Below are 20,558 nucleotides of genomic sequence, written 5' to 3' on the forward strand. Positions count from 1 at the left end.
CCTCACGTTCGGGTCAGGAAATCCATCGAGCCGAGGTAGAGAAGAATCCCGAGCCAGAACAGCCCGGCGCCGGCGAACACGAGCGTGAGACCGCTCCGATGCCGCAGCTCCATGAAGATGGCTGCGACGACCCCTGCCTTGATCGTGCCGATGATCAGGGCCACGGCGGCATTCCCGGCTCCGAGCGGCACGTAAGCCAGAGTCACGGTGAGCGCCAGCAAGGCGAGCAACCCAAGCCATGAGCCGATCAGGGCAAGCGGCGGCCGCCAGTCCGTCATGATGTAGACCTCCCGGGCAGGTAGATCAGCGCGAACAGGAAGATCCAGACCACGTCGACGAAATGCCAGTACAGCGCGGCGCTGTGCAGCGCCGTATGATGACGCGTCGTCGGCGCCTTCCGGCAGATCGTCGCAAGCGTGAGCAGCAGGCAGATCCCGATCAGCATATGCAGGGCGTGGATGGCCGTTGCGATGAAGTAGAAGATGAAGAATAGTTGGACGCCGTTGGCTTTCGGACCCGCGAATTGGAAGTCGATCCCGGGAATCAGATGTTCGTCATATTCCCTACTGTACTCAATGCCCTTGAGTGCGATGAAGACAAGGCCGAGACACGCAGCCCCGACGAGCAGCCATGTGACGATCCTCGTGGTGGCGGGCGAAAAGACCTCGACGGCCCACGCCACCAAAAAGCTCGATGTCAGCAACACCGCTGTGTTGGCCGTTCCGATCACGATCTCGGTGTGCCGGCTGCCCGCGGCGAAACCTTGCGGCAAAGCATGACGGTAGACGAAATAGGCGAGGATCAGGCCGCCGAACAGCAACACTTCCGTGGCGATGAACACCCACATGCCGAGTTCGGCGGTGTGATCGCGGTGGGGGATCGATGCGTATTGGGGCGCGAAGGCGGAGCTGTCAGGCATTTTGCGGCTCCGCCTCAAAAGCCTCGTTGTATTGGTAAGGATCGCGCGTCACCACCGGTTGGACCGTGAAGTTGAACTCCGGCGGCGGCGAGGACGTCTGCCATTCGAGTCCGGGCGCGTCCCACGGGTTCGCCGGCGCGCGCCGGCCAAAAAACGCGGAATAGCCGAGATAGAATACCGGCATCAGATACGCCACGGCGAGGATCACCGCACCGCCCGATGACAACACGTTCCAGAGCTGAAATTCCGGCGGATAGACGTGATAGCGCCGCGGCATGCCTTCCGCGCCGAGTATGAACTGCGGGAAGAAAGTGAGGTTGAAGCCGAAGAAGATCAGCACCGCGGCGGTGCGCGCCCAATATTCCGAGTAGAGCCGGCCGGTGATCTTTGGCCACCAATAATGCAGCCCGCCGAAATAGGCCGTCACCATGCCGCCAACCATGATGTAATGGAAATGAGCGACGACAAAGTAGGTGTCGGTCGCGTGCACGTCGAAGGCAAGGCAGGCAAGGAACAGGCCGGTGAGGCCGCCGATCGTGAAGAGCCCGATGAAGGCCAGCGCATAGAGCATGGGGGCGTCGAAATGGATCGAGCCCTTGTGCAGCGTCGCGGTCCAGTTGAACACCTTGATCGCGGAGGGCACCGCGACGATGAAGCTCATGAAGGAGAATACGAGGCTTGCGATCAGCGACTGGCCGCTGACGAACATGTGATGGCCCCAGACCAGGAAACCGACCGCAGCGATAGCCAGACTGCACCAGGCCACGAACTTGTAGCCGAACACCTGCTTGCGCGAGAAGCACGAAATCAACTCGTTGATTACACCCATGCCCGGCAGGATCATGATGTAGACCGCGGGATGCGAGTAGAACCAGAACAGGTGCTGGAATAGCAGCGGATCGCCGCCAATCCTGGGATCGAAGATGCCGACGCCGAAGAAGCGTTCCGTCGCCATCAAAAGCAGCGTGATGGCGAGTACCGGCGTTGCCAGCACAAGGATGACTGAGGTCGCGTAAAGCGACCACAGGAACAGTGGTAGCCGATACCAGGTCAATCCCGGCGCGCGCAAGCGGTGGATGGTGACGATGAAATTGAGGCCGGTCAGGATCGACGAGAAGCCGGCGATGAAGACGCCCGCGGCTGCGACGATCACGTAACTGTTGGAATAAAGCGTCGAGAACGGCGTGTAAAACGTCCAGCCGGTGTCGACACCGCCCGCGAAGATTGCGAACAGCGTGGTGCAGCCGCCGAGCATGAAGATGTACCAGCTCATCAGATTGAGCCGGGGAAACGCAAGGTCCCGGGCGCCGATCATCAGTGGGACAATGAAATTGCCGAGCGTGTTTGGGATCGATGGAATCAGGAAGAACCACACCATGATGATGCCGTGCATGGTGAAGAGGCGATTGTAGATGTCAGAGCTGACTAGATCGGCCTGCGGTGTTGCGAGCTCGATCCGGATCGCGGTGGCGGCCGCGCCGCCGATGAAGAAAAAGACGATCAGGCTCGCGAAATACAGGATCGCGATGCGCTTATGATCTGTAGTGAAGAACCAGGATCGCAGCGTGAAATCGGCGGTGAGATAATTCTTCTCGCTCATGTTGGATGTCCTGCGAGCGATTTGATGTAAACGACGAGCCGCAACAGCTGATCCTCGCTGACCTTGCCCTCGAACGACGGCATCAACGGCTGATAGCTTGCGACCACTTGGCTGCGCGGCATCAGGATCGAATCCCGGATGTACTTGTCGTCCGCGATGACGGTGGTGCCGTCCGAGAGCGGCACCGGCTTGCCGTAGACGCCTTCGAGCGGAGGAGCGCGGATCGTGCCGCCGCCACCGTGGCAGCCGCTGCAGCCGAGTTCGCGGAACAGCTGACCGCCTTCGCTCGCCAGCGGGCTCGATGGCGCCTGCTGCGTCAGCCAGTTGGAGAAGTCGGCCGGGTCCATCGCAACGATCTCGCCGATCATGCCGGAATGGTCGGTGCCGCAATATTCGGCGCAGAACAGATGATAGTGGCCCGGCTTGTCGATTTCGATCTCGAGGTCCTGGTAGCGGCCCGGTACGACATCATGCTTGAGCCGAAGGGCGGGAATGAAGAAGCTGTGAATGACGTCCTGCGAGGCCATCACCAGGCGGATGGGGCGCTTGACCGGAATATGCAGCGCATCGATCTCCGCCTGGCCGCCGGGATGCTGGGTCTTCCACATCCATTGTTTGGCCACGATGAAAATATCGTGCTCGTCTGCCGGCGTCCGGTAGATCTGGAAGTAGACGGTCGCACCCCAGACGAAGAGGCCGAGAAAGCAGACGAACGAAGCGGCGGTCCAGCTCACCTCCCAATGCCAGCTCTTCTTGACGCGATGGTCTCGGTCGGTCTGATTGCCGGCGCGATAGCGCGCGCAAAACAACGTGAGCAGGAAGAACAGCAGTCCGACCACGAGTGCGCTGGCAATCAGGAGGCCGGTAAACAGCAGGTCGACGTCGCCGCTGTGCGGCGAGAGACCGGGATGCCAGAACGGAATCCACTGGCGCCACATCTAGGGCAACCCCAATTGACGCGCGCTCATGGAGACGGCCATCCTGGCAAACCCTTGCGCAGGAGGATATCGATCGCGCGATCGATCGGAATCCGGACCTCTCCTCGGCTGCGATCGGCCCAGCCGTAGCCGCCCTCGATCTGCGCTTCTCCTTGCCGTGTCGCCTGCAACGTGGCCCGTGGGTTAACCTCGAGCGGAGGCGCATTGGAGCTCATCGCCGGGCGGCTCGCGGGTGTGATGCGCTTGGTGGACAGCGGAAATAAAGGGGGGAGGACGAGCGGCGTAATGAGGACAAAAGTCGCAAGGCCTGCCGCGAGCCAGCCGACAAGGCGCAGTCCGACGTCCGACCGCTCGTAGTCGACGTGGTTAGTGTCCGCCATGGGTGCTGTCCTCGATCGCGGCGGGACAATGCGGTCCCGGGGATTGTGTTCCTAGTTTAGGAACCATCGTAGAAGGGCAAGATTGTCGACCGGACAGCTCGCTCACCGGGTCACGGCGAGAATGGTGCAAATATTCTCACCTGTGGCGGACACGTGGATTCGCCTGTTCCTGATCGGCGGCCTGTCGCTCGCCGGCGGCAGCATCGTGGCCGCTGTCGGCTTCGCACATTCGGCGTACATGACCGAGACCGATATTCGCCCGCATCAGCCGGTGCCCTTCAGTCACCGCCATCACGCAGGGGAACTGGGAATCGACTGCCGCTATTGCCATAGCAATGTCGAGGCCGGGCCGCAGGCGGGCCTCCCACCGACCGAGACCTGCATGACATGTCACTCGCAGATATGGACGAACGCGTCGATGCTGGAGCCGGTGCGCAAGAGCCTCGCCGACAACAAGCCGATCCCATGGAGGCGCGTCGCAAAGTTGCCTGATTACGTGTTCTTTCGCCACGACATCCATATCGCCAAGGGGGTCGGCTGCGAGAGCTGCCACGGGCGCATCGACCGGATGGCGCTGACCTATCGCGCCAAGCCGTTCACGATGCAGTTCTGCATCGATTGCCATCGCGATCCAGTGCCACATCTGCGTCCGCCGGATCACATCACCGACATGGCGTGGACGCCGTCTGCGAATGCGCGCAAGGAGGGTGAGGCGATCGCTGCCCATGAGGGCATTCGCTTCGGCGAACTCACGCATTGCTACGTGTGCCACCGATGAAACGCCGCATCGACCATCGATCGGCGGACGGGCCGCGAGTGTGGGCAGGTATCGAGGAGCTGTCGGATGATCCGCGGTTTCAGGCCTTCATCGATGCCGAATATCCCGCGGTTCACGAATTATCCAAGACCGCGCGCCGCGAATTCCTCAAACTGATGGGGGCCTCCTTTGCGCTGGCGGGGCTGACCGGCTGCGAGAAGAGCTCGTTCATTACGGCACTGCCCTATGTCGACCAGCCGCCGAGCGAGACCATCGGCCTGCCGCGCTATTATGCGACAGCGGTGCTGCTCGACGGCTACGCGCAGCCGGTGGTCGCCACGGCCCATGCCGGTCGTCCGACCAAGCTCGACGGCAATCCCGGACATCCGGCGACGCAAGGCCGCAGCGACATCTTCATGCAGAGCGCGGTGCTGCAACTCTATGATCCCGATCGCGCGGCGGCACCGACCCGGCATGGCGAGGCGACGAGCTGGGCCGACGTAGAAGCCGCGATCGGAATCATGCGCGAGAACTGGCGCCCTGATCAGGGCGATGGCGTGCGACTTTTGCTTGGGCCGACGACATCGCCGACGCTTCTGCGGCAGATCGATGCCTTCCGGGAGCAGTTTCCGAAGGCACGCGTTCATGTGCATGCGGCGACGGACCACGAGGCGAGGCGGCAAATGGCGACCGCCGTTTATGGTCAGGCCCTCGATTTGCACTATGTGCTTAACGAGTGCGAGATCGTCGTTGGCCTTGACGACGATTTTCTCGGGCCAGGTCCTCATCAGGTACGCAATGCGCTGGGGTGGTCGCAATCGCGGCGGCGGTCCCATGATCGTCCTGGCAATCGATTGTTCATGGCTGAGAGCGTGCCAACGGCCACAGGGGCGATGGCGGGTCAGCGTCTGATCGCAGACGCCGGGCGGATGCCCGTTCTCGCCGAGGCCCTCGCCAACGCGCTCGGTGTGACGGGCGCATCGAAGCCCGAAATATCGGCCGCAGAAACAGGCTGGATTGCGCGTGTCGTTGCGGCTTGCAAGGATCGTTCGGTGCGATCGCTGTTCGTCTCAGGCTTGAGCGGCGGCGCGGCCACGGCGTTCTGGATTGCGCGGATCAACCAGCAGCTAGGGAACGCCGGTGCAAGCCTGAAACTGACCGCTCCGATCGCGGGCCCTGCTGATGCGGGAACGCTGGCCGACCTGGTGACCGATATCATTGCGGAGCGCGTCACCGCTCTCCTCGTGCTCGATTGCAATCCCGCCTACAGCGCGCCCGGTGAGCTCGAACTCGGCGACGCCATCAAGCGTGTCCACTCATCGCTTTATCTCGGCCTGTATCGAGATGAGACAGCTGCACTCTGCGAATGGCAACTGCCCCTGGCGCATCCGCTTGAGAGTTGGAGCGATGCGCGCGCTGTCGACGGCACTGCAACCATCGTTCAGCCGGTGATCTCGCCGTTCTACGACGTCAGATCGGTACATTATGTCCTGGCGAAGCTGCTTGGTGAGGTTGACCAGGCACTGGATGCCGCAGTCCGTGAGACCTGGCAGGTGAGGCTTGGCGATCAATTCGAACTGCGCTGGAAGCAAGCGCTGCACGACGGCTTTATCGAGGGAGCGGCTTCGTTCATCACGGCATCCCCCACAAGCAATACCGATGCGCCGCCGAAGACGACCGGCGGCCTGGACGTCGTGTTTCAGCCGGACCCGACGATCCGGGACGGCCGGTTCGCCAATATCGGCTGGCTTCAGGAGCTTCCCAAAACGCTGACGACGGTAACCTGGAGCAACGTGATCGCGGTGAGCCCGGGGCTGGCGAAGCGCTTCAGTGCCGCCAACGGCGATCATGTCGAAGTGACGGTCGGCGAGCGTCACATCAAAGGGCCGCTCTGGATCATGCCGGGCCAGGCCGACAATACGGTCGCACTCTATCTCGGCTACGGCAGGACCAGGGCAGGACGGGTCGGCGACAATCTCGGCTACGACGCCTATCTGGTACGGCCGGCCGCCGAACCGTGGCTTGCACAGGGAAGCCTGCGCAAGCTCGACACGAGTGAGGATCTGGCGGTGACGCAGCTCCATCACCGCCTCGATGGATTTGATCTCGCTCGCGAGGTCAGCCCCGGTCAGCTTGAGCGGACAAAGCCAGAGCCGGCCAGTCTTTACGCTCCCTGGCCGTCGTCCAGGAACGCCTGGGGCATGGTGATCGATCTCGACAGCTGCATCGGCTGCAACGCCTGCGTGACCGCGTGCACAGCCGAGAACAACGTTCCGGTGGTCGGTGCGGATCAGGTCAGGGCCGGCCGCGAGATGCACTGGCTACGGATCGCGCGGTACTACACCGGCGATGTCAGCCAGCCACACAGCTTCTTCGAGCCGGTGCCCTGCATGCATTGCGAGGACGCGCCCTGCGAGATGGGCTGCCCGGTGCATGCCACGACGCACAGTCCCGAGGGCGTCAACCAGATGGTCTATAACCGCTGCATCGGCACGCGCACCTGCTCGAGCTATTGTCCTTACAAGGTGCGGCGCTTCAATTTCTACGACTATCGGGCGCCAGCTGATTCATCGGAGCACGCCGCCCACAACCCAGACGTGACGGTACGCTCGCGTGGCGTCATGGAGAAATGCACCTACTGCACCCAGCGCATCGAGGCGGCACATGTCGCCGCGGACAAGGAGAACCGCCCCGTACGTGATGGCGAGATCGTCACCGCCTGCCAGCAGGCCTGTCCGACCAAGGCGATCGTGTTCGGCGACATCAACGACCCGAATTCCGAGGTGTCGCGGCTAAAGCGTGACGGCCGGCATTATGTACTGCTCGAGGAGCAGGGGACGCGGCCTCGCACGACTTATCTGGCGCGCTGGCGTGACGATGACTCGGAATCGAGGCAGGGATGAGCGAGCATTCCGACATCCTGCCGACGCGCCAGAGCATGGGCGGCATCGCCGACCAGCTCACCCGCATCCCCCTGCATTTCCCGGCGGACCGTCGTTGGGTGATTGCGATGTCGATCGCGAGCGCGCTGCTGTTGCTGCTGATGGTTTCGGTGGTCGAGCTGTTCACCCGCGGGGTCGGTATCTGGGGCATCAACATCCCCGTCAACTGGGCCTTTGCCATTCACAATTATGTCTGGTGGCTCGGCATCGGCCATGCCGGCACGTTGATCTCGGCGCTGCTGCTGCTGACGGGCAGCGAATGGCGCAACTCGCTCAATCGCTTCGCCGAGACCATGACGCTATTCGCTGTGGTCTGCGCCGGCATCTATCCGATCCTGCATCTTGGGCGGCCCTGGTACGTCTACTGGATGTTTCCCTATCCGGCGACGATGGGCGTGTGGCCTCAATTTCGCAGCCCGCTGGAATGGGACATCTGGGCGGTGCTGACCTATCTGACGGTGTCGCTGGCCTTCTGGTACACGGGCCTGATCCCTGACCTCGCCGCAGCGCGCGATCGGGCGACGCGGCGCGGCTGGCAGATCTTCTTCGGCATCACGGCGCTCGGATGGCGCGGCTCGGCCAGGCATTGGCAGCGCTGGCAGCAGGCCTACCGGTTGACCGCGGGACTTGCCGTGCCTTTGGTTGTCTCAGTTCACAGCGAGGTGTCGCTGCTGTTCGCCGTCGGGCAGATCCCGGGCTGGCATTCGACGATCTTCCCACCATACTTCGTGCTGGGCGCCGCCTTCTCCGGTTTCGCCGTCGTCTCCATCATCGCGGTATCGCTGCGCTCGTGGTTCGGCTTGAAGAACCTCGTGACCGACGATCATCTCGATCTGCTCGGAATGGTCCTGCTCGCGACCGGCCTGATGACCGGCTACGGTTACGTCTTCGAGGTATTCGACGCCGTCTATTCCGGCGAGGCGCACGAGATTCAAACGCTGGCGGATCGCTTCACCGGCGCCTACGCCTGGACCTATTGGGGGGCGGTCATCTTCAACTTCATCCCGCTGCAGGCGCTGTGGCTGCGCACGGTCCGGCGAAGCGGATGGATGCTGCTGCTGGTCTCGGCGTCCGTCGTGATCGGAATGTGGCTCGAGCGCTACATGATCCTGGTCACCAGCCTCTATCGCGACTTCCTCGTCTCGTCCTGGAGCCACTTCACGCCGAGCTTCTGGGACTGGTCGACTTATTTCGGCACGATCGGGCTGTTCCTGGTGCCGTTCCTCATCGCTATCCGCTTCGTGCCCATGATCTCGATCTTCGAGAGCAAGGAGCTGCTCCACGAAGAGAAAGAGGAGCGGCAGCATGGCTGAACGGCTCTACGGCGCACTGGCGGAGTTCAGGAGTCCGGAAGACCTGCTGGCCGCGACACGCAAGACGCGCGAGGCGGGCTACCGCAGTCTCGACGCCTTCACGCCATTTCCGGTCGAAGGACTGGATCGCATTCTGCGTTTTCCGCGGCCGACCATCTCCTTCGTCGGCCTTGGCGGGGCCATCGCCGGCGCAAGCGCCGCGCTCGCCATGCAGTTCTTCACGAACTACGATTACCCGCTCAATGTCGGTGGACGGCCGATCTATCCGATCTCGGCCTTCGCAGTCGTGACTTTCGAGCTCACCATCCTGTTCTCTGCGCTCGCGATGCTGTTCGGGATGCTCTGGCAGAACGGGCTGCCCCGGCTCAGCTACCCCGTGTTCGACGGCGAGCGATTTCATCGCGCCAGCAAGGACAGGTTTTTTCTTTGCGTCGGCGCTGACGATGCCAAGTTCGATGCGGGCGAAACGCTAGCCTTCCTGAGCAGAACCGGCGCGTTGTCGGTGGAACTGGTGCCGGAATGAACAGGGTTCTGGTCATCGTTGCGCTGGCCGGTCTGCTCGCCGGGTGTGACCAGAACATGGACGAGCAGCCGCGCTACAGCGAATATTCGCGTGCGCCGTTGTTTCGCGGCAGTGTGCTGCGACCGCCGCCGGCAAACACGGTCGCCCGCGACGATCTCGACCGGGAGAAGGCGGCGAGCACGAAGCCTGCGCTCACGGCCAAACTGCTGGCGCGGGGGCGTGAGCGTTTCGGCATCTTCTGCTCGCCATGCCACGGCGCCGGCGGCGATGGAACAGGCATCGTCGTCCAGCGCGGCATGCCGCGTCCGACGAGCTATCACGACAACAGGCTGCGCACGGCGGATGACCAGTATTTCTTCGACGTCATCACCAACGGCCATGGCGCGATGTATTCCTATGCGGCCCGCGTGCCGCCGGCGGATCGCTGGGCGATCATCGCCTATATCCGGGCGCTGCAGCTCAGCCGTCAGGCCTCGCTCGACGACGTGCCGGCCGATGAACGCGCCAGGCTGGAGAGCCGGCCATGAGAATTCTTAGCAGCGCGCGGAGCATGGGGGCGGTGGTGTCAGGCCTGGTCCTGATCGTGGGATTTGTTGTCGATACCCGCTCCACCACTGCTGCCTATCTTGTCGCCTGGAGCGCCTGGGGTGCCATTCCGATCGGTGCGCTGATTGTGTTCATGACCAGCTATCTGGTGCGACGCCGCTGGACCGACGCGTTGCATCCGGTCTTCGTCGCGACAACAGGCATTTTGCCCGTTACGGCGCTAACGTTCATTCCCGTCCTGCTCTTGATGAAGGAGATCTATCCGGCCATCGCGGATGGATCCTCATTGCCATCCTTCAAGGCGCACTGGTTCGTGCCTTGGTTCTTCGTGCTGCGGACCGTGCTTTACTTCCTGATTTGGATCGCGCTTGCCGAATGGCTCCGACGTGCCTGGCGCAATGACGAGGCTATGATGCGTGCCGCGTCGGTCGGATCGATCGTTTGGACGCTGACCGTGTCGTTTGCCGGGGTCGACTGGCTGGAATCGCTGGAACCGGAATTTCATTCATCGATCTATGGGCTCATCGTCCTCAGCTTCCTGCTGGTGAACGGAACGGCCTTCGTCATCGCAGCGGGCCTGCTGTCGACGCGACGGATCGGTCCGAGCCGCGGCTATAGCGGGCTGCTGCTCTCGGTCCTGCTGCTGTGGTGCTACCTCCACGCCATGCAATACATCGTGATCTGGTCGGGCAACATCCCCAAAGAGGTTACCTGGTACATCGCGCGGTCGAATAATGGCTGGCAGCTCGTCCTGGCAGCGCTCTCGTTCGGGCAGTTCGTCTTCCCGTTCTGTGCGATGCTCAGCAGCCGAGTGCGATCGGACCCGCATTGGCTGCTGGGGCTCTGCGGGCTGACGCTGGCGATGCGCTGGCTCGAAGCCGCGATCCTCATCCTGCCGGCGATTCACGGGCTGTCGGTGATGGTCACTGGCGCCATGCTGATTGCGGCCGGGCTCTTCCTCGGCACGGTGTTCTGGTTGGCGTTCGACGCGGTTCTGAGGCGGTCCGAACAAAGGGAGCCTTTGGGAGCTATCTGGTGGCGTGCTCGCGCCGAAGCAGGACTCCGATCAACAGGGCAAGGACAATGACACTGAAGGAGGATGTCGCAATCAATAGCCGTCGCGCCGCCAGTGTATACGTGCCGCTCGCGGGATCGAAGCCATAGCAGAGCAGATGGATCTGGTCGCTCCAGCGTCCGACATGACCCTGGCCGGCTTCGACAAGGGCGAGGCGCAGGCTGGTGGCATCGACCGCAAGGGCCGAGAGCGTGCGCGAAATTCGCCCGTCCGGTGTCACCACGAAGGCGGCAGCGGGATGAGCGAATTGGTCATGCTCGCGATCGTAAACGGGCTGCACGCCGAATGCGTCGGTCAAAGCACTGACTTCCGACGCTACCGCGCGCAGGAACACACTGTGATCGGCGACCCCGTTCCTCGGGCTGAGCTGCGCATTCTTCATGATCAGCGCCTGGGCGGCGGTATCCTTGGAATCGAAGCCGACGATGATCAGCCGAAAGTCCTTGCCGGCGTTCAGGCCGGTATCGGCGAGGGCGTTCGACACGATCGAGATCGCGGGCCCGCAGAGTGTTTCGCAGGTGTAGTCGGCCAGGATCCAGACTGTCGGGAAGCCACCAAGCCAATCCTGCAACGGCGCGCTACGCTCGTGCAGGTCGCGAAGCGGGGTTCGCAGAGGCAGTTGCACATTGGCGCGAGGCACGAGAGCGACCTGCTCGAGCTGCGAGCTGGAAAGGGCTGCTTGTGCCGGCAGCGGCATCGCTACCCACGCAACGAGCGCCAGGACCCATCCTGCGATCTGCACGCGGGGGTGGCTGGTAGGCTTTTCGATCCAGCATGGCAGCCGCAAAATGTGCCTCATCTCGGGCGATCGCTGGAACGAACTTGCGCGCTTGGCAATGGTTCCAAGAGATACCGCGCGCGTCTTTGGATCGTCGGCGTTTCGGGCCAGTTATCCGCCTTAACGGCATTGGCAGCGAGTGATGGACGATAAGGTTTACAAGCTGGAGCAGGGCACCAGGCAATCGACTCCCGGGTTTGTCCGGGTGCGCGGTGCGCGCGAGCACAATTTGAAGAACGTGGACGTGGACATCCCGCGCGATGCACTGGTGGTGTTTACCGGCGTGTCCGGTTCCGGAAAATCGTCTCTGGCATTCGGGACTCTGTATGCTGAGGCGCAGCGGCGATATCTGGAGTCCGTTTCGCCTTACGCCCGGCGCCTGTTTCACCAGATGGCGGTCCCTGAAGTTGACGAGGTCGAGGGGTTGCCGCCGGCCGTGGCGCTCCAGCAGCAGCGGGGATCACCGACGACGCGATCCAGCGTGGGCAGCGTCACGACGTTGTCGAACCTGCTTCGGATGCTCTATTCGCGCGCCGGCGACTATCCGAAGTCGCAGCCGCTGCTTTACGCCGAGTCCTTCTCGCCCAATTCGGCGGAAGGAGCCTGTCCGAAGTGTCATGGCCTCGGGCGCGTCTACGACGCGACCGAACGTTCAATGGTGCCGGACGACACGCTCACCATCCGAGAGCGTGCTGTCGCGGCCTGGCCGACGGCATGGCACGGCCAGAACCTGCGCGACATTCTGACGACGCTTGGCCACGACATCGACACGCCTTGGCGTGAGTTGCCCAACAAGGCGCGAAACTGGATCCTTTTTACGGACGAGCAGCCAACGGTCCCGGTCTATGCGGGCTATGATCGCAAGGAAGTCCAGCGAGCGTTGCGGCGAAAGGAAGAGCCGAGCTACCAGGGTACATTCACAGGTGCCCGGCGCTACGTCATGGAGACGTTTGCCAACACGACCAGCGCGATGATGAAGAAGCGGGTCTCGCAATTTATGCTGAGCACCGAGTGCTCGGCCTGTCACGGCAAGCGGCTGAAGCCAGAGGCGTTGTCCGTCAAGTTTGCCGGCATGGATATTGCCGACATGGCACGCGTTCCATTGAAGCAATTGGCGATGCTGATGCGGCCTTATTGCGACGGCAAGGCTGGCCGGCAGGACGCTCACCCGGAGAAGGCAATCGTCGTGCAGCGGATCTCGCAGGACCTGAGCGCGCGGCTTGGCGTGCTGCTCGACCTTGGTCTCGGTTATCTCACGCTGGAACGGAGCACGCCGACCTTGTCCCCCGGCGAACTCCAGCGCCTGCGTCTGGCGACGCAGGTGCGCTCAAACCTGTTCGGCGTGGTCTATGTGCTAGACGAGCCGTCTGCTGGTCTCCATCCCTCTGATACCGAGGCGCTGCTTCGTGCGCTCGACCGGCTGAAGGCGGCCGGAAATTCGCTTTTCGTCGTCGAGCATGAGCTGGACGTCGTGCGCCACGCCGATTGGATTGTCGATGTCGGACCCGACGCGGGCTGGCATGGCGGCGAAATCCTTTACAGCGGTCCCATCGATGGACTGAAGCCCGTCGAGAGATCGCGCACGGCAAAATACCTGTTTGGCCAAGTGGTCCCACCACAGCAAAGGGAGCGCACGCCGCAGGGATGGCTCAAGCTGAGCGGTGTCACGCGCAACAATCTCAGGGGGATCGACGTCGCATTCCCATTGGGCGTGCTGACGACGGTCACCGGCGTATCCGGATCGGGCAAGTCCAGCCTCGTCAGCCAGTTCCTTGTCGAGGCACTGGGTGCTCATTTTGGGCAATCTCATTCACCTGATGATGACGGCGAAGCCGTCCTTGAACGCGCGCCGGTCGAGACTTCGAGCGGCAGGATCACTGAGGGACTTGGTCGCCTGAAACGGCTGGTCGTCGTGGACCAAAAGCCGATCGGACGGACGCCGCGTTCCAATCTGGCGACCTATACCGGTCTCTTTGACGATGTACGAAAGCTGTTTGCGCAGACGAAGGAAGCGCGCCGACGGCGCTTCGATGCCGGGCGCTTTTCTTTCAATCTGCCGAAGGGGCGCTGTCCGACGTGCAAGGGAGAGGGATTTGTCTGCGTGGAACTGCTGTTCCTGCCGAGCGTCTATGCGCCTTGCCCGGAATGCCATGGCGCGCGCTACAACAGGGAGACGCTCCAGATCAAGCTTAACGGCAAATCGATCGCCGACGTGCTCGGAATGACCGTCGATGAGGCGCATGCGTTTTTCGCCGGCGACGCTCAGATTTCGAGGTCGCTCGACGTGATCCGGCAAGTCGGGCTTGGATATATCCGCCTCGGTCAGCCGGCAACAGAGCTGTCCGGCGGCGAGGCGCAACGGGTGAAGCTCGCCACCGAGCTGCAGCGCACCCAGCGCGCCGGAAGCATCTATATCCTCGATGAGCCGACCACGGGATTGCATCCCTCGGATGTCGAGAATCTCATCGTCCAGTTGGAAGGATTGGTGGAGGCGGGAAGCACCGTCATCGTCGTCGAGCACGACTTGAGAGTCGTGTCCGTAAGCGATTGGGTGATCGACATCGGTCCTGGTGCCGGCGATGAGGGAGGGCAGATCGTTGCGGCGGGGCCGCCGGCGGAGATCGCGCGGCACAAGTCAGGCCGCACGGCGCCATATCTCGCGCGGGCGCTGGACGAATATCGGATGCGATGATGAGAAGCAACAAATCTGAGATCGCCGAAATTCAGGATGCTGTGCACCTCTGCATCGATATGCAGAACATCTTTGCGCTGGGCGGCCTCTGGCAAACGCCCTGGATGGAGAGGGTCTTGCCCACGATCGCATCGATCGTGTCGCGCTATCAGGTGAGAACGGTCTTTACGCGCTTCATCACGCCGCAGGCGCCGGAAGATCGCCCCGGGCAATGGCAGAGCTATTTTCGGCGCTGGCAGCAGGCCACGCGCGACCAACTCCCGCCGTTTGCTCTCGACCTCGTGCCTGCGTTGGCGCGCTACGTTCCTCCGGTTCGCATCATCGACAAGCCTGCCTATTCCGCGTTCAGCAATCCAGCCCTGGCAAGTCTGCTGATCGAAAAGGGCGTCGGGACCGTCGTCGTGACCGGCGCGGAGACGGATGTTTGCGTTCTGTCGACAGTGCTGAGCGCCGTGGACCTCGGCTTCAGGGTCGTCCTCGCGGAGGACGCGCTGTGCAGTTCGTCGGACGTCGGACACGACGCGCTGATGACGATGTACCGTACTCGGTTCCACGGTCAGGTTGATCTCGTGACCGCCGAGGAACTGATCGAGTTCTGGCGTGAATGACTGGACTGCCGTTTGCTTGTCTCTGCGCAGTTTCTCGATCACGGCCCGGTCGATGTTCAGATGGTGCCGTCACGAGTTGCCCAGCGACAATATGGCTGCCGGATTCACATAGCCTAATGCAGGGACCGTCGTGAGCCGTCAAACTTACCTCCGGGACCAGGGGCTACGACGACGATGGATCGCGTCGAAAAAGTGTTTGTCGGCACGGCGATCACGGGCTTCGTCATTATGCTCGGGGCGATTATATGGATGATGTTGAGTTAGCGGACAGGGCGACCTCTGCTTTGCGTATCACTCTGCCGTACCTCGCGGTTTTCATATGTATTGCGGTCGCTGCGTGGGTGACTTGGAGCAGGCTGCTCTGATCCTGCGCGCGTTGCGCCAAGCCGCAGCATTTGCAACCGCAAGACCGCTTTCCCATCGCTCGCGCCTAGGAACCGCATTCTGAACCTCGGGTTGGTCGGATTGACCAATCGATCGAGGACGCAGCATGACGGAACCGGACGTTCGCAAGGGCATGCCGCCCGTCAAGCTGTCGCGAGAGGAATTCGAGAGCCGTTACAAGAGCCAGTTCGTCGACCCCGCCTTCGCACCGCTCGGTCGCGAGCTGGATGCAATCGTTGGCGCGGCTTGGGACGCCTACAGCCATTCACGCAAATCGCCGGTGACGCGGAAAGCGGGGGCGGGGTTTAGCGATCCGGATTATGATCTTGCCGTCGATTGGCTGACAGCACGGGCCGCCATTCTGGCGGCGCAGCGGCAGCACGACGAAGCCAGCGCGACGCCGCGTATCCTGGTCATCAACGGCTCGGCCCGCAGCGAGCACACCTGTCCCGGCGAGATGTCCAAGACCTGGCGCATGGTCAAGCTTGCCGAGCCCGTCCTCTCCGAAATGGGATTTGCTGTCGATATCCTCGATCTGTCGCGGCTGACCTCCGAGTTCGGCAAAAACATCCATCCCTGTAAATCCTGCGTCTCGACGGCGATGCCGCTTTGCCACTGGCCCTGCAGCTGCTATCCGAACTATTCACTGGGGCAGACCAGCGACTGGATGAGCGAGATCTATCCGCTTTGGGTCGCAGCGCATGGAATCCTGATCGTCACGCCGGTGAACTGGTATCACGTGCCGGGCGGGCTGAAGGCGATGATGGACCGTCTGGTCTGCGCCGACGGCGGCAATCCCGATCCGACGTCGACCCACGGCAAGAAGGCCGCTGAGGCGAAGGCGCTGGAGCTGAAGGGCTGGCCGTATCCCCGCCATCTCGCCGGCCGCTATTTTGGCCTCATCGTTCATGGCGACAGCGTCGGTGCCGAGGGCGTTCGCCGAACCTTGTCCGATTGGCTGACCGACATGCACCTGATCTCGGCCGGTCGGTTCGGCGAGATGGACGGCTATGTCGGCTACATGGAGCAATACGCGACCTCCCACCAGGAGCTGGACGAAGATGGGGCGTTCCAGCAGGAGGTGGTGAATGTCGCGACGGCACTGGGTCGTGCCGTGAAGCTCGGCCGCAGCGGGCGGCTCGAAGATCCCGGGGCGGAACTCTCGGATCCAGCTCCGAAGTAGCGCCTATCGAGGCTGTCGATTCCGAGCGTCGCGGGCCGGTTCGCTGATGGCAACTGAGGATTCGGTGCGTGAGCAAGACGGCGGAAGGATCGTCGAAGACCATTGTCTATGCCGCGCTCGTCGGCAACGTCCTGGTCGCGGTGACCAAGATCGGTGCTGCGGCCTGGACCGGCAGCTCCGCGATGATGAGCGAGGCCGTACACTCGGTGGTCGATACCACCAACGAGGTGCTGCTACTCTATGGTTACCATCGCGCGGGCCGACCGCCTGATGAATCCCATCCGCTCGGCTACGGGCGCGAGCTGTATTTCTGGAGCTTCATTGTCGCCCTGCTGATCTTCGCGCTCGGCGCGGGCGCGTCGCTCTATCAGGGCGTCCTCCACGTCGCCGCACCCGAGCCGATCGAGGATCCCGTCGTCAGTTTCATCGTGCTCGGCTTGTCCTTCGTGTTCGAGGGCATCTCCTGGCTCTTCGCCTGGCGCCGCTTCCGGTCCGAGACCTCCCGCCTTGGATGGTACGAGGCCTTCGTCCGCAGCAAGGACCCTCCTGCCTTTATGGTGTTGCTCGAGGACAGCGCGGCGCTGGTCGGCATCGTCATTGCGGCTGCGCCAACCGCCGCGGCATCATTCTTCGCTCAGCCGGTCTGGGACGGCGTCGGCTCGATCCTGATCGGCATTCTCTTGGGGATCACCTCCATCGGGCTTGCCAGGGAAAGCAAGAGCCTGCTCATCGGCGAGCCGGCCCATTCCGATTTGTCGCGATCCATCCTGGACATCGCGCGGCGGTCACCCGGCGTGCTCCGCGCCAACGGACTATTGACGGTGCAATTGTCGCCTGCCGAGGTGGTCGCGGCATTGAGCGTCGAATTTGCGGACGACAAGCGCGCCGACGATATCGAGCACTGCGTCATCTCGATCGAGACCGAGATACGCAGACAACATCCAAGCGTTGCGGCCCTGTTCATCAAGCCGCAGACCAACGCGCGATTTCACGCCGTTCGCGCGAGGCGCTGGGGCACCGGAGCCTGAAACGCCTTCGCCCACGGCCAGGAACCAACCGCTCTGCGTCGTTTTACTTTGGAAGAAGAGGGCGGTGCTCAAGGGCAATGGGAGTGATCTGATCCCTTCCGTGCCATGGCTGCCAAGGAAAAGCGCATGTTGGAAGAAAAACTCAAGCAAGCCATCATCGACGAGCTCAAGCGTCAGGCGGCCAATCGGCCGCAGGCGCTGAAGGTCGAAGGCTTCGCGGACGAGCTGATTGTCAACGGAAAGATCGATATGGCCGACCTCGTCATGGTGATCGCAGGGTCAGTTGCCGGCGGGCCATAGCGTTAGAGCATCCGCTTCAGCTTGAGCGCATCGGCAGGAGCCGCGCTCTTCTGGTCGTTGTCGAAATAGACATAGACATCGCATCCTTGTCGCTTCCAGGACTTGATGCGCCGCCCATTGCGTCAGCGCTGGCCTTGTATAGCGGCCGCTTGGGCCGTGGCCGCGCACATTGGTCGCGAGAAGTTGAATCGCTCGCTTCAGCAGCGTCACGAACCGTCGCGGAATTAACCTATGTTCCTGCAGACCTTCGGCAGTGAGCGCAAAATCACTCCATCAGACGATGGAGCCCATGATGGGACTGAGACGCAGACGATTCAAACACACGGATTCTCTTGAAGCACGGCTCGCGAAATTCGCGCGAGACATGCGCGATCGCGCCAAAAAAGAGCCGCCCGGGCAAGAGCGGAGCGAACTGCTGAAACGGGCTTACAACGCCGGTCAGGCCGCCGACCTCGATCGCCAGCTTCGTGGATCGCATTAGAAGCGAGCTGAAGGGGAACGATTGGTTTCGTATCCACGACCATTCGGCCTCCGCCTTGTTGCGGAGGCCTTTCTCTTGCGGACGAAATGCCGTCGCAGATCGGGCCTCTTGATCCGCTATCGCCGCTTCGCGGCGCGCGTCTTGGTCGCGCGCCGATTATAGGGCGAGCGATTGACTGGCCTCAGCGAGATGCCTTCGCGATGTGCCTTGCTACGGATCGCCGCGATCGGACGCTGAAGCTTAACGCTCATGACGCCCGTGGGCGTGTTGCCCTTCGCAAGCTGCCGCAGCATCCTGACGTCTGCGGTCGACCACGGCTGGCGCGAACGACGCTTGTATGATGGGTTTACCTTGCGCGGTCCCTTCTTGCCGATCGGCGAGCCGGGTCGTTTCCAGGTTGTTGTGCGTGCCATATTGATCCTCCTGGAATCGTTAAGGCACGAATCAGCGTGTTAGTTCCCTGAACTGATCGGCCCGCTCTCGCAGGCTTTGCCAATTCGAACATCGCTACTGGTGCGGATCAAACTCCGCGATCTTCAGAGGGCCGCGATAGAGCTCGACGCCGCAATCCTGCGCGAGTTGTTGAGCGCGCTCCTTCGCGGTGTCTTCGTCGACAGAGACGAGATCGACCCGGCCGGCAATATGTCCGTCCGGCCCGAGAAGATAGGCCTTGTAGTCTTCCATCGAACGTCCCTCGCATCCAGCTTACGGCCGAGCGCCAAAATTCTAAGCTCAGACAGAGATCATGGTCATCGGGAAAAATATGCAATGCTGGCCGGCATCTTTGCAAGCGTAACATTTGTTAAAGCGGGAACTCGCAGGCGAGCTCTGTTCTGATCGGCTAAGCCAGGAAAGTGTCGGCCGATCGATCAACCGCGCATCGGCCGCAATTCCCGGGACTAGGAACCTCGGTCCCGAGGCCGGGTTGGTCGCCGGAAAGATCCGCGCATGACGCATCAAGACGAAACATGACTGTCACGCCGCAAATTGTCCGGGCGGCGAGCGTGACGTTCGCTGCGGCTTCGCTGGCATCGCCGACGGCGAAAGGAAATGTTATGGCCGAGCAGGAATTGATTGATCCCGTCACCCGCTATCCGAAGCCGCCGTTCAAGAAGCAGTCGCAGCCATGGCCGGGCCTTGCTGGCAAGATGGAGCCGCGTCCCGATCACGGCGAGACCAGCTACAAGGGGTCAGGCCGCCTCATTGGCCGCAAGGCGCTGATCACTGGTGGCGATTCCGGCATGGGCCGCGCAGCCGCGATCGCGTATGCACGCGAGGGTGCCGACGTCGCGATCAATTATCTGCCGGCGGAGGACCCCGACGCCCAGGAGGTGATCTCGCTGATCAGGAAAGAAGGCCGTGCCGGCCTGGCAATCCCCGGCGACCTCAAGGACGAAGCCTTCTGCAAGAAGCTGGTTGCGCAAGCCGTACAGGGCCTCGGCGGGCTCGACATCATCGTCAATAATGCCGCACGTCAGCAGACCCGCGCCTCCATCCTCGACGTCTCGTCGGAGGATTTCGATGCGACCATGAAGACCAACATCTACGCACCATTCTGGATCATCAAGGCGGCACTGCCGCACCTCAAGGCAGGGTCCTGCATCGTCGGCACGACGTCTGAGCAGGCTTACGATCCTTCGCCGGATCTCTACGACTATGCGCAGACCAAGGCAGCGACGATGAATTATGTGAAGTCGCTGGCAAAGCAACTCGCCTCGAAAGGCATTCGCGTCAACGGCGTTGCGCCGGGACCGATCTGGACACCGCTCCAGGTCTCGGGCGGCGCTACGATGGAAAAGCTCGAAAAGTTCGGCGGCATGACGCCGCTCGGCCGCCCCGGCCAACCTGCCGAACTCGCGTCGGTCTATGTGCAGCTTGCTGCCGCCGATGCGAGCTATGCGACCGGGCAGGTCTATGGCTCCGCCGGCGGATCGGGCCAGCCGTAGCGCGCCAATCGGGATCGCGGCTTCGACGCCCGTGACCCCTCGGACACGGCCCCACCAAAAACTCCTATGCTCGCCCCGCGTGCGGCCTGTGTACGCTTGCTCGCGCACCAGAAAATCTGGAGGCGCGATTTCCGCTTCCAATTCATGCCTATATGGTCCTAGAAG

The 20,558-nt window shown here is 62.3% G+C and carries 21 protein-coding genes and 1 pseudogene; 13 read left to right on the forward strand and 9 right to left on the reverse strand.

The genetic code is table 11. The features are described from left to right. Positions 1-2: 2 nt before the first annotated feature. From JQ631_RS05170 to JQ631_RS05190, 5 genes are read right to left on the reverse strand one after another with little or no spacing between them, the layout of a single operon-like run. On the reverse strand, positions 3-278 hold the full coding sequence (locus JQ631_RS05170) for a cytochrome C oxidase subunit IV family protein (protein ID WP_212324560.1): 276 nt from the start codon (positions 276-278) through the stop codon (positions 3-5). Beyond that, on the reverse strand, positions 275-919 hold the full coding sequence (locus tag JQ631_RS05175) for a cytochrome c oxidase subunit 3 (RefSeq protein WP_212324561.1): 645 nt from the start codon (positions 917-919) through the stop codon (positions 275-277). The genes JQ631_RS05170 and JQ631_RS05175 overlap by 4 nt, the downstream gene beginning before the upstream one ends. Then, positions 912-2,519, reverse strand: a complete 1,608-nt coding sequence (gene ctaD, locus JQ631_RS05180) for a cytochrome c oxidase subunit I (protein WP_212324562.1) — start codon at positions 2,517-2,519, stop codon at positions 912-914. The genes JQ631_RS05175 and ctaD overlap by 8 nt, the downstream gene beginning before the upstream one ends. Beyond that, positions 2,516-3,457 (reverse strand): cytochrome c oxidase subunit II, encoded by a 942-nt coding sequence (locus JQ631_RS05185; RefSeq protein WP_212324563.1) that lies wholly within the window; start codon positions 3,455-3,457, stop codon positions 2,516-2,518. The genes ctaD and JQ631_RS05185 overlap by 4 nt, the downstream gene beginning before the upstream one ends. A 26-nt stretch (positions 3,458-3,483) precedes the next feature. Continuing rightward, a complete protein-coding gene (locus JQ631_RS05190; RefSeq protein WP_212324564.1) occupies positions 3,484-3,837 on the reverse strand; it encodes a hypothetical protein in 354 nt (117 codons plus the stop codon). Positions 3,838-3,958: 121 nt separating this feature from the next. On the opposite strand from JQ631_RS05190, the gene JQ631_RS05195 reads away from it, so the two are divergent. From JQ631_RS05195 to JQ631_RS05220, 6 genes are read left to right on the forward strand one after another with little or no spacing between them, the layout of a single operon-like run. Then, positions 3,959-4,615, forward strand: coding sequence for a cytochrome c3 family protein (locus JQ631_RS05195; RefSeq protein WP_212328498.1), 657 nt, complete (start codon positions 3,959-3,961; stop codon positions 4,613-4,615). Next, on the forward strand, positions 4,612-7,497 hold the full coding sequence (locus JQ631_RS05200) for a TAT-variant-translocated molybdopterin oxidoreductase (protein ID WP_212324565.1): 2,886 nt from the start codon (positions 4,612-4,614) through the stop codon (positions 7,495-7,497). Before JQ631_RS05195 ends, JQ631_RS05200 begins: the two co-directional genes overlap by 4 nt. Then, entirely contained in the window at positions 7,494-8,849 is a 1,356-nt protein-coding gene (nrfD, locus tag JQ631_RS05205; protein ID WP_249160153.1) for an NrfD/PsrC family molybdoenzyme membrane anchor subunit, read from the forward strand. The genes JQ631_RS05200 and nrfD overlap by 4 nt, the downstream gene beginning before the upstream one ends. Then, positions 8,842-9,372, forward strand: a complete 531-nt coding sequence (locus JQ631_RS05210; protein ID WP_212324567.1) for a DUF3341 domain-containing protein — start codon at positions 8,842-8,844, stop codon at positions 9,370-9,372. Before nrfD ends, JQ631_RS05210 begins: the two co-directional genes overlap by 8 nt. Beyond that, a complete protein-coding gene (locus tag JQ631_RS05215; protein WP_212324569.1) occupies positions 9,369-9,899 on the forward strand; it encodes a c-type cytochrome in 531 nt (176 codons plus the stop codon). Before JQ631_RS05210 ends, JQ631_RS05215 begins: the two co-directional genes overlap by 4 nt. Further along, on the forward strand, positions 9,896-11,005 hold the full coding sequence (locus JQ631_RS05220; protein WP_212324571.1) for a hypothetical protein: 1,110 nt from the start codon (positions 9,896-9,898) through the stop codon (positions 11,003-11,005). Before JQ631_RS05215 ends, JQ631_RS05220 begins: the two co-directional genes overlap by 4 nt. On the opposite strand, the gene JQ631_RS05225 is transcribed toward JQ631_RS05220, so the two are convergent. Further along, complete coding sequence (locus JQ631_RS05225) at positions 10,947-11,792, reverse strand: thioredoxin domain-containing protein (protein WP_212324572.1); 846 nt, start codon at positions 11,790-11,792, stop codon at positions 10,947-10,949. The genes JQ631_RS05220 and JQ631_RS05225 overlap by 59 nt on opposite strands. A gap of 121 nt (positions 11,793-11,913) precedes the next feature. Between JQ631_RS05225 and uvrA the strand changes: the two genes are divergently transcribed. The 5 genes from uvrA (at position 11,914) to JQ631_RS05250 (ending at position 17,966) form a co-directional block, all read left to right on the forward strand. Next, positions 11,914-14,463 carry an excinuclease ABC subunit UvrA gene (gene uvrA, locus JQ631_RS05230; RefSeq protein WP_212324573.1) on the forward strand — a complete coding sequence of 850 codons (2,550 nt, stop codon included), beginning with the start codon at positions 11,914-11,916 and terminating at the stop codon, positions 14,461-14,463. Then, positions 14,463-15,071 (forward strand): cysteine hydrolase family protein, encoded by a 609-nt coding sequence (locus JQ631_RS05235; RefSeq protein WP_212328500.1) that lies wholly within the window; start codon positions 14,463-14,465, stop codon positions 15,069-15,071. Before uvrA ends, JQ631_RS05235 begins: the two co-directional genes overlap by 1 nt. Positions 15,072-15,561: 490 nt before the next feature. Next, complete coding sequence (locus JQ631_RS05240; RefSeq protein WP_212324574.1) at positions 15,562-16,638, forward strand: flavodoxin family protein; 1,077 nt, start codon at positions 15,562-15,564, stop codon at positions 16,636-16,638. 68 nt (positions 16,639-16,706) lie between these two features. Beyond that, on the forward strand, positions 16,707-17,666 hold the full coding sequence (locus JQ631_RS05245) for a cation diffusion facilitator family transporter (RefSeq protein ID WP_212324575.1): 960 nt from the start codon (positions 16,707-16,709) through the stop codon (positions 17,664-17,666). 105 nt (positions 17,667-17,771) lie between these two features. Then, positions 17,772-17,966 carry a hypothetical protein gene (locus JQ631_RS05250; RefSeq protein ID WP_212328660.1) on the forward strand — a complete coding sequence of 65 codons (195 nt, stop codon included), beginning with the start codon at positions 17,772-17,774 and terminating at the stop codon, positions 17,964-17,966. Between the two features lie 2 nt (positions 17,967-17,968). Here JQ631_RS05250 and JQ631_RS05255 read toward each other — a convergent pair. Then, positions 17,969-18,134 (reverse strand): annotated as a pseudogene (locus tag JQ631_RS05255) (DUF72 domain-containing protein); the annotation flags it as partial. Between the two features lie 121 nt (positions 18,135-18,255). Between JQ631_RS05255 and JQ631_RS05260 the strand changes: the two are divergent. Continuing rightward, on the forward strand, positions 18,256-18,447 hold the full coding sequence (locus JQ631_RS05260) for a hypothetical protein (protein ID WP_249160155.1): 192 nt from the start codon (positions 18,256-18,258) through the stop codon (positions 18,445-18,447). Positions 18,448-18,563: 116 nt separating this feature from the next. Here the strand turns inward: JQ631_RS05260 and JQ631_RS05265 are convergent, their stop codons facing one another. Together JQ631_RS05265 and JQ631_RS05270 are read right to left on the reverse strand one after the other, a co-directional pair. Next, positions 18,564-18,860, reverse strand: a complete 297-nt coding sequence (locus tag JQ631_RS05265) for a hypothetical protein (protein ID WP_212324576.1) — start codon at positions 18,858-18,860, stop codon at positions 18,564-18,566. Positions 18,861-18,954: 94 nt separating this feature from the next. Continuing rightward, a complete protein-coding gene (locus JQ631_RS05270; RefSeq protein ID WP_212324577.1) occupies positions 18,955-19,131 on the reverse strand; it encodes a hypothetical protein in 177 nt (58 codons plus the stop codon). 371 nt (positions 19,132-19,502) lie between these two features. Between JQ631_RS05270 and JQ631_RS05275 the strand changes: the two genes are divergently transcribed. Next, positions 19,503-20,393: an SDR family oxidoreductase gene (locus JQ631_RS05275; RefSeq protein WP_212324579.1), complete on the forward strand. Its 891-nt coding sequence runs from the start codon at positions 19,503-19,505 to the stop codon at positions 20,391-20,393. The last annotated feature ends 165 nt before the right edge of the window (positions 20,394-20,558 follow it).

Origin of the sequence: Bradyrhizobium manausense (assembly GCF_018131105.1) — a bacterium.
GTDB lineage: Bacteria > Pseudomonadota > Alphaproteobacteria > Rhizobiales > Xanthobacteraceae > Bradyrhizobium > Bradyrhizobium manausense_B.

Bases quoted from the DNA above. Each gene is read 5' to 3' on its own strand.
- JQ631_RS05270 (WP_212324577.1), bottom strand. From the start codon at position 19,131: ATGGAAGACTACAAGGCCTATCTTCTCGGGCCGGACGGACATATTGCC.
- JQ631_RS05240 (WP_212324574.1), top strand. From the start codon at position 15,562: ATGACGGAACCGGACGTTCGCAAGGGCATGCCGCCCGTCAAGCTGTCG.
- JQ631_RS05235 (WP_212328500.1), top strand. From the start codon at position 14,463: ATGAGAAGCAACAAATCTGAGATCGCCGAAATTCAGGATGCTGTGCAC.
- JQ631_RS05260 (WP_249160155.1), top strand. From the start codon at position 18,256: ATGATGGGACTGAGACGCAGACGATTCAAACACACGGATTCTCTTGAA.
- JQ631_RS05190 (WP_212324564.1), bottom strand. From the start codon at position 3,837: ATGGCGGACACTAACCACGTCGACTACGAGCGGTCGGACGTCGGACTG.
- JQ631_RS05200 (WP_212324565.1), top strand. From the start codon at position 4,612: ATGAAACGCCGCATCGACCATCGATCGGCGGACGGGCCGCGAGTGTGG.
- uvrA (WP_212324573.1), top strand. From the start codon at position 11,914: ATGGACGATAAGGTTTACAAGCTGGAGCAGGGCACCAGGCAATCGACT.
- JQ631_RS05220 (WP_212324571.1), top strand. From the start codon at position 9,896: ATGAGAATTCTTAGCAGCGCGCGGAGCATGGGGGCGGTGGTGTCAGGC.
- JQ631_RS05210 (WP_212324567.1), top strand. From the start codon at position 8,842: ATGGCTGAACGGCTCTACGGCGCACTGGCGGAGTTCAGGAGTCCGGAA.
- ctaD (WP_212324562.1), bottom strand. From the start codon at position 2,519: ATGAGCGAGAAGAATTATCTCACCGCCGATTTCACGCTGCGATCCTGG.
- JQ631_RS05185 (WP_212324563.1), bottom strand. From the start codon at position 3,457: ATGTGGCGCCAGTGGATTCCGTTCTGGCATCCCGGTCTCTCGCCGCAC.
- JQ631_RS05195 (WP_212328498.1), top strand. From the start codon at position 3,959: ATGGTGCAAATATTCTCACCTGTGGCGGACACGTGGATTCGCCTGTTC.
- JQ631_RS05265 (WP_212324576.1), bottom strand. From the start codon at position 18,860: ATGGCACGCACAACAACCTGGAAACGACCCGGCTCGCCGATCGGCAAG.
- JQ631_RS05225 (WP_212324572.1), bottom strand. From the start codon at position 11,792: ATGAGGCACATTTTGCGGCTGCCATGCTGGATCGAAAAGCCTACCAGC.
- JQ631_RS05250 (WP_212328660.1), top strand. From the start codon at position 17,772: ATGGCTGCCAAGGAAAAGCGCATGTTGGAAGAAAAACTCAAGCAAGCC.
- JQ631_RS05175 (WP_212324561.1), bottom strand. From the start codon at position 919: ATGCCTGACAGCTCCGCCTTCGCGCCCCAATACGCATCGATCCCCCAC.
- JQ631_RS05275 (WP_212324579.1), top strand. From the start codon at position 19,503: ATGGCCGAGCAGGAATTGATTGATCCCGTCACCCGCTATCCGAAGCCG.
- JQ631_RS05170 (WP_212324560.1), bottom strand. From the start codon at position 278: ATGACGGACTGGCGGCCGCCGCTTGCCCTGATCGGCTCATGGCTTGGG.
- nrfD (WP_249160153.1), top strand. From the start codon at position 7,494: ATGAGCGAGCATTCCGACATCCTGCCGACGCGCCAGAGCATGGGCGGC.
- JQ631_RS05215 (WP_212324569.1), top strand. From the start codon at position 9,369: ATGAACAGGGTTCTGGTCATCGTTGCGCTGGCCGGTCTGCTCGCCGGG.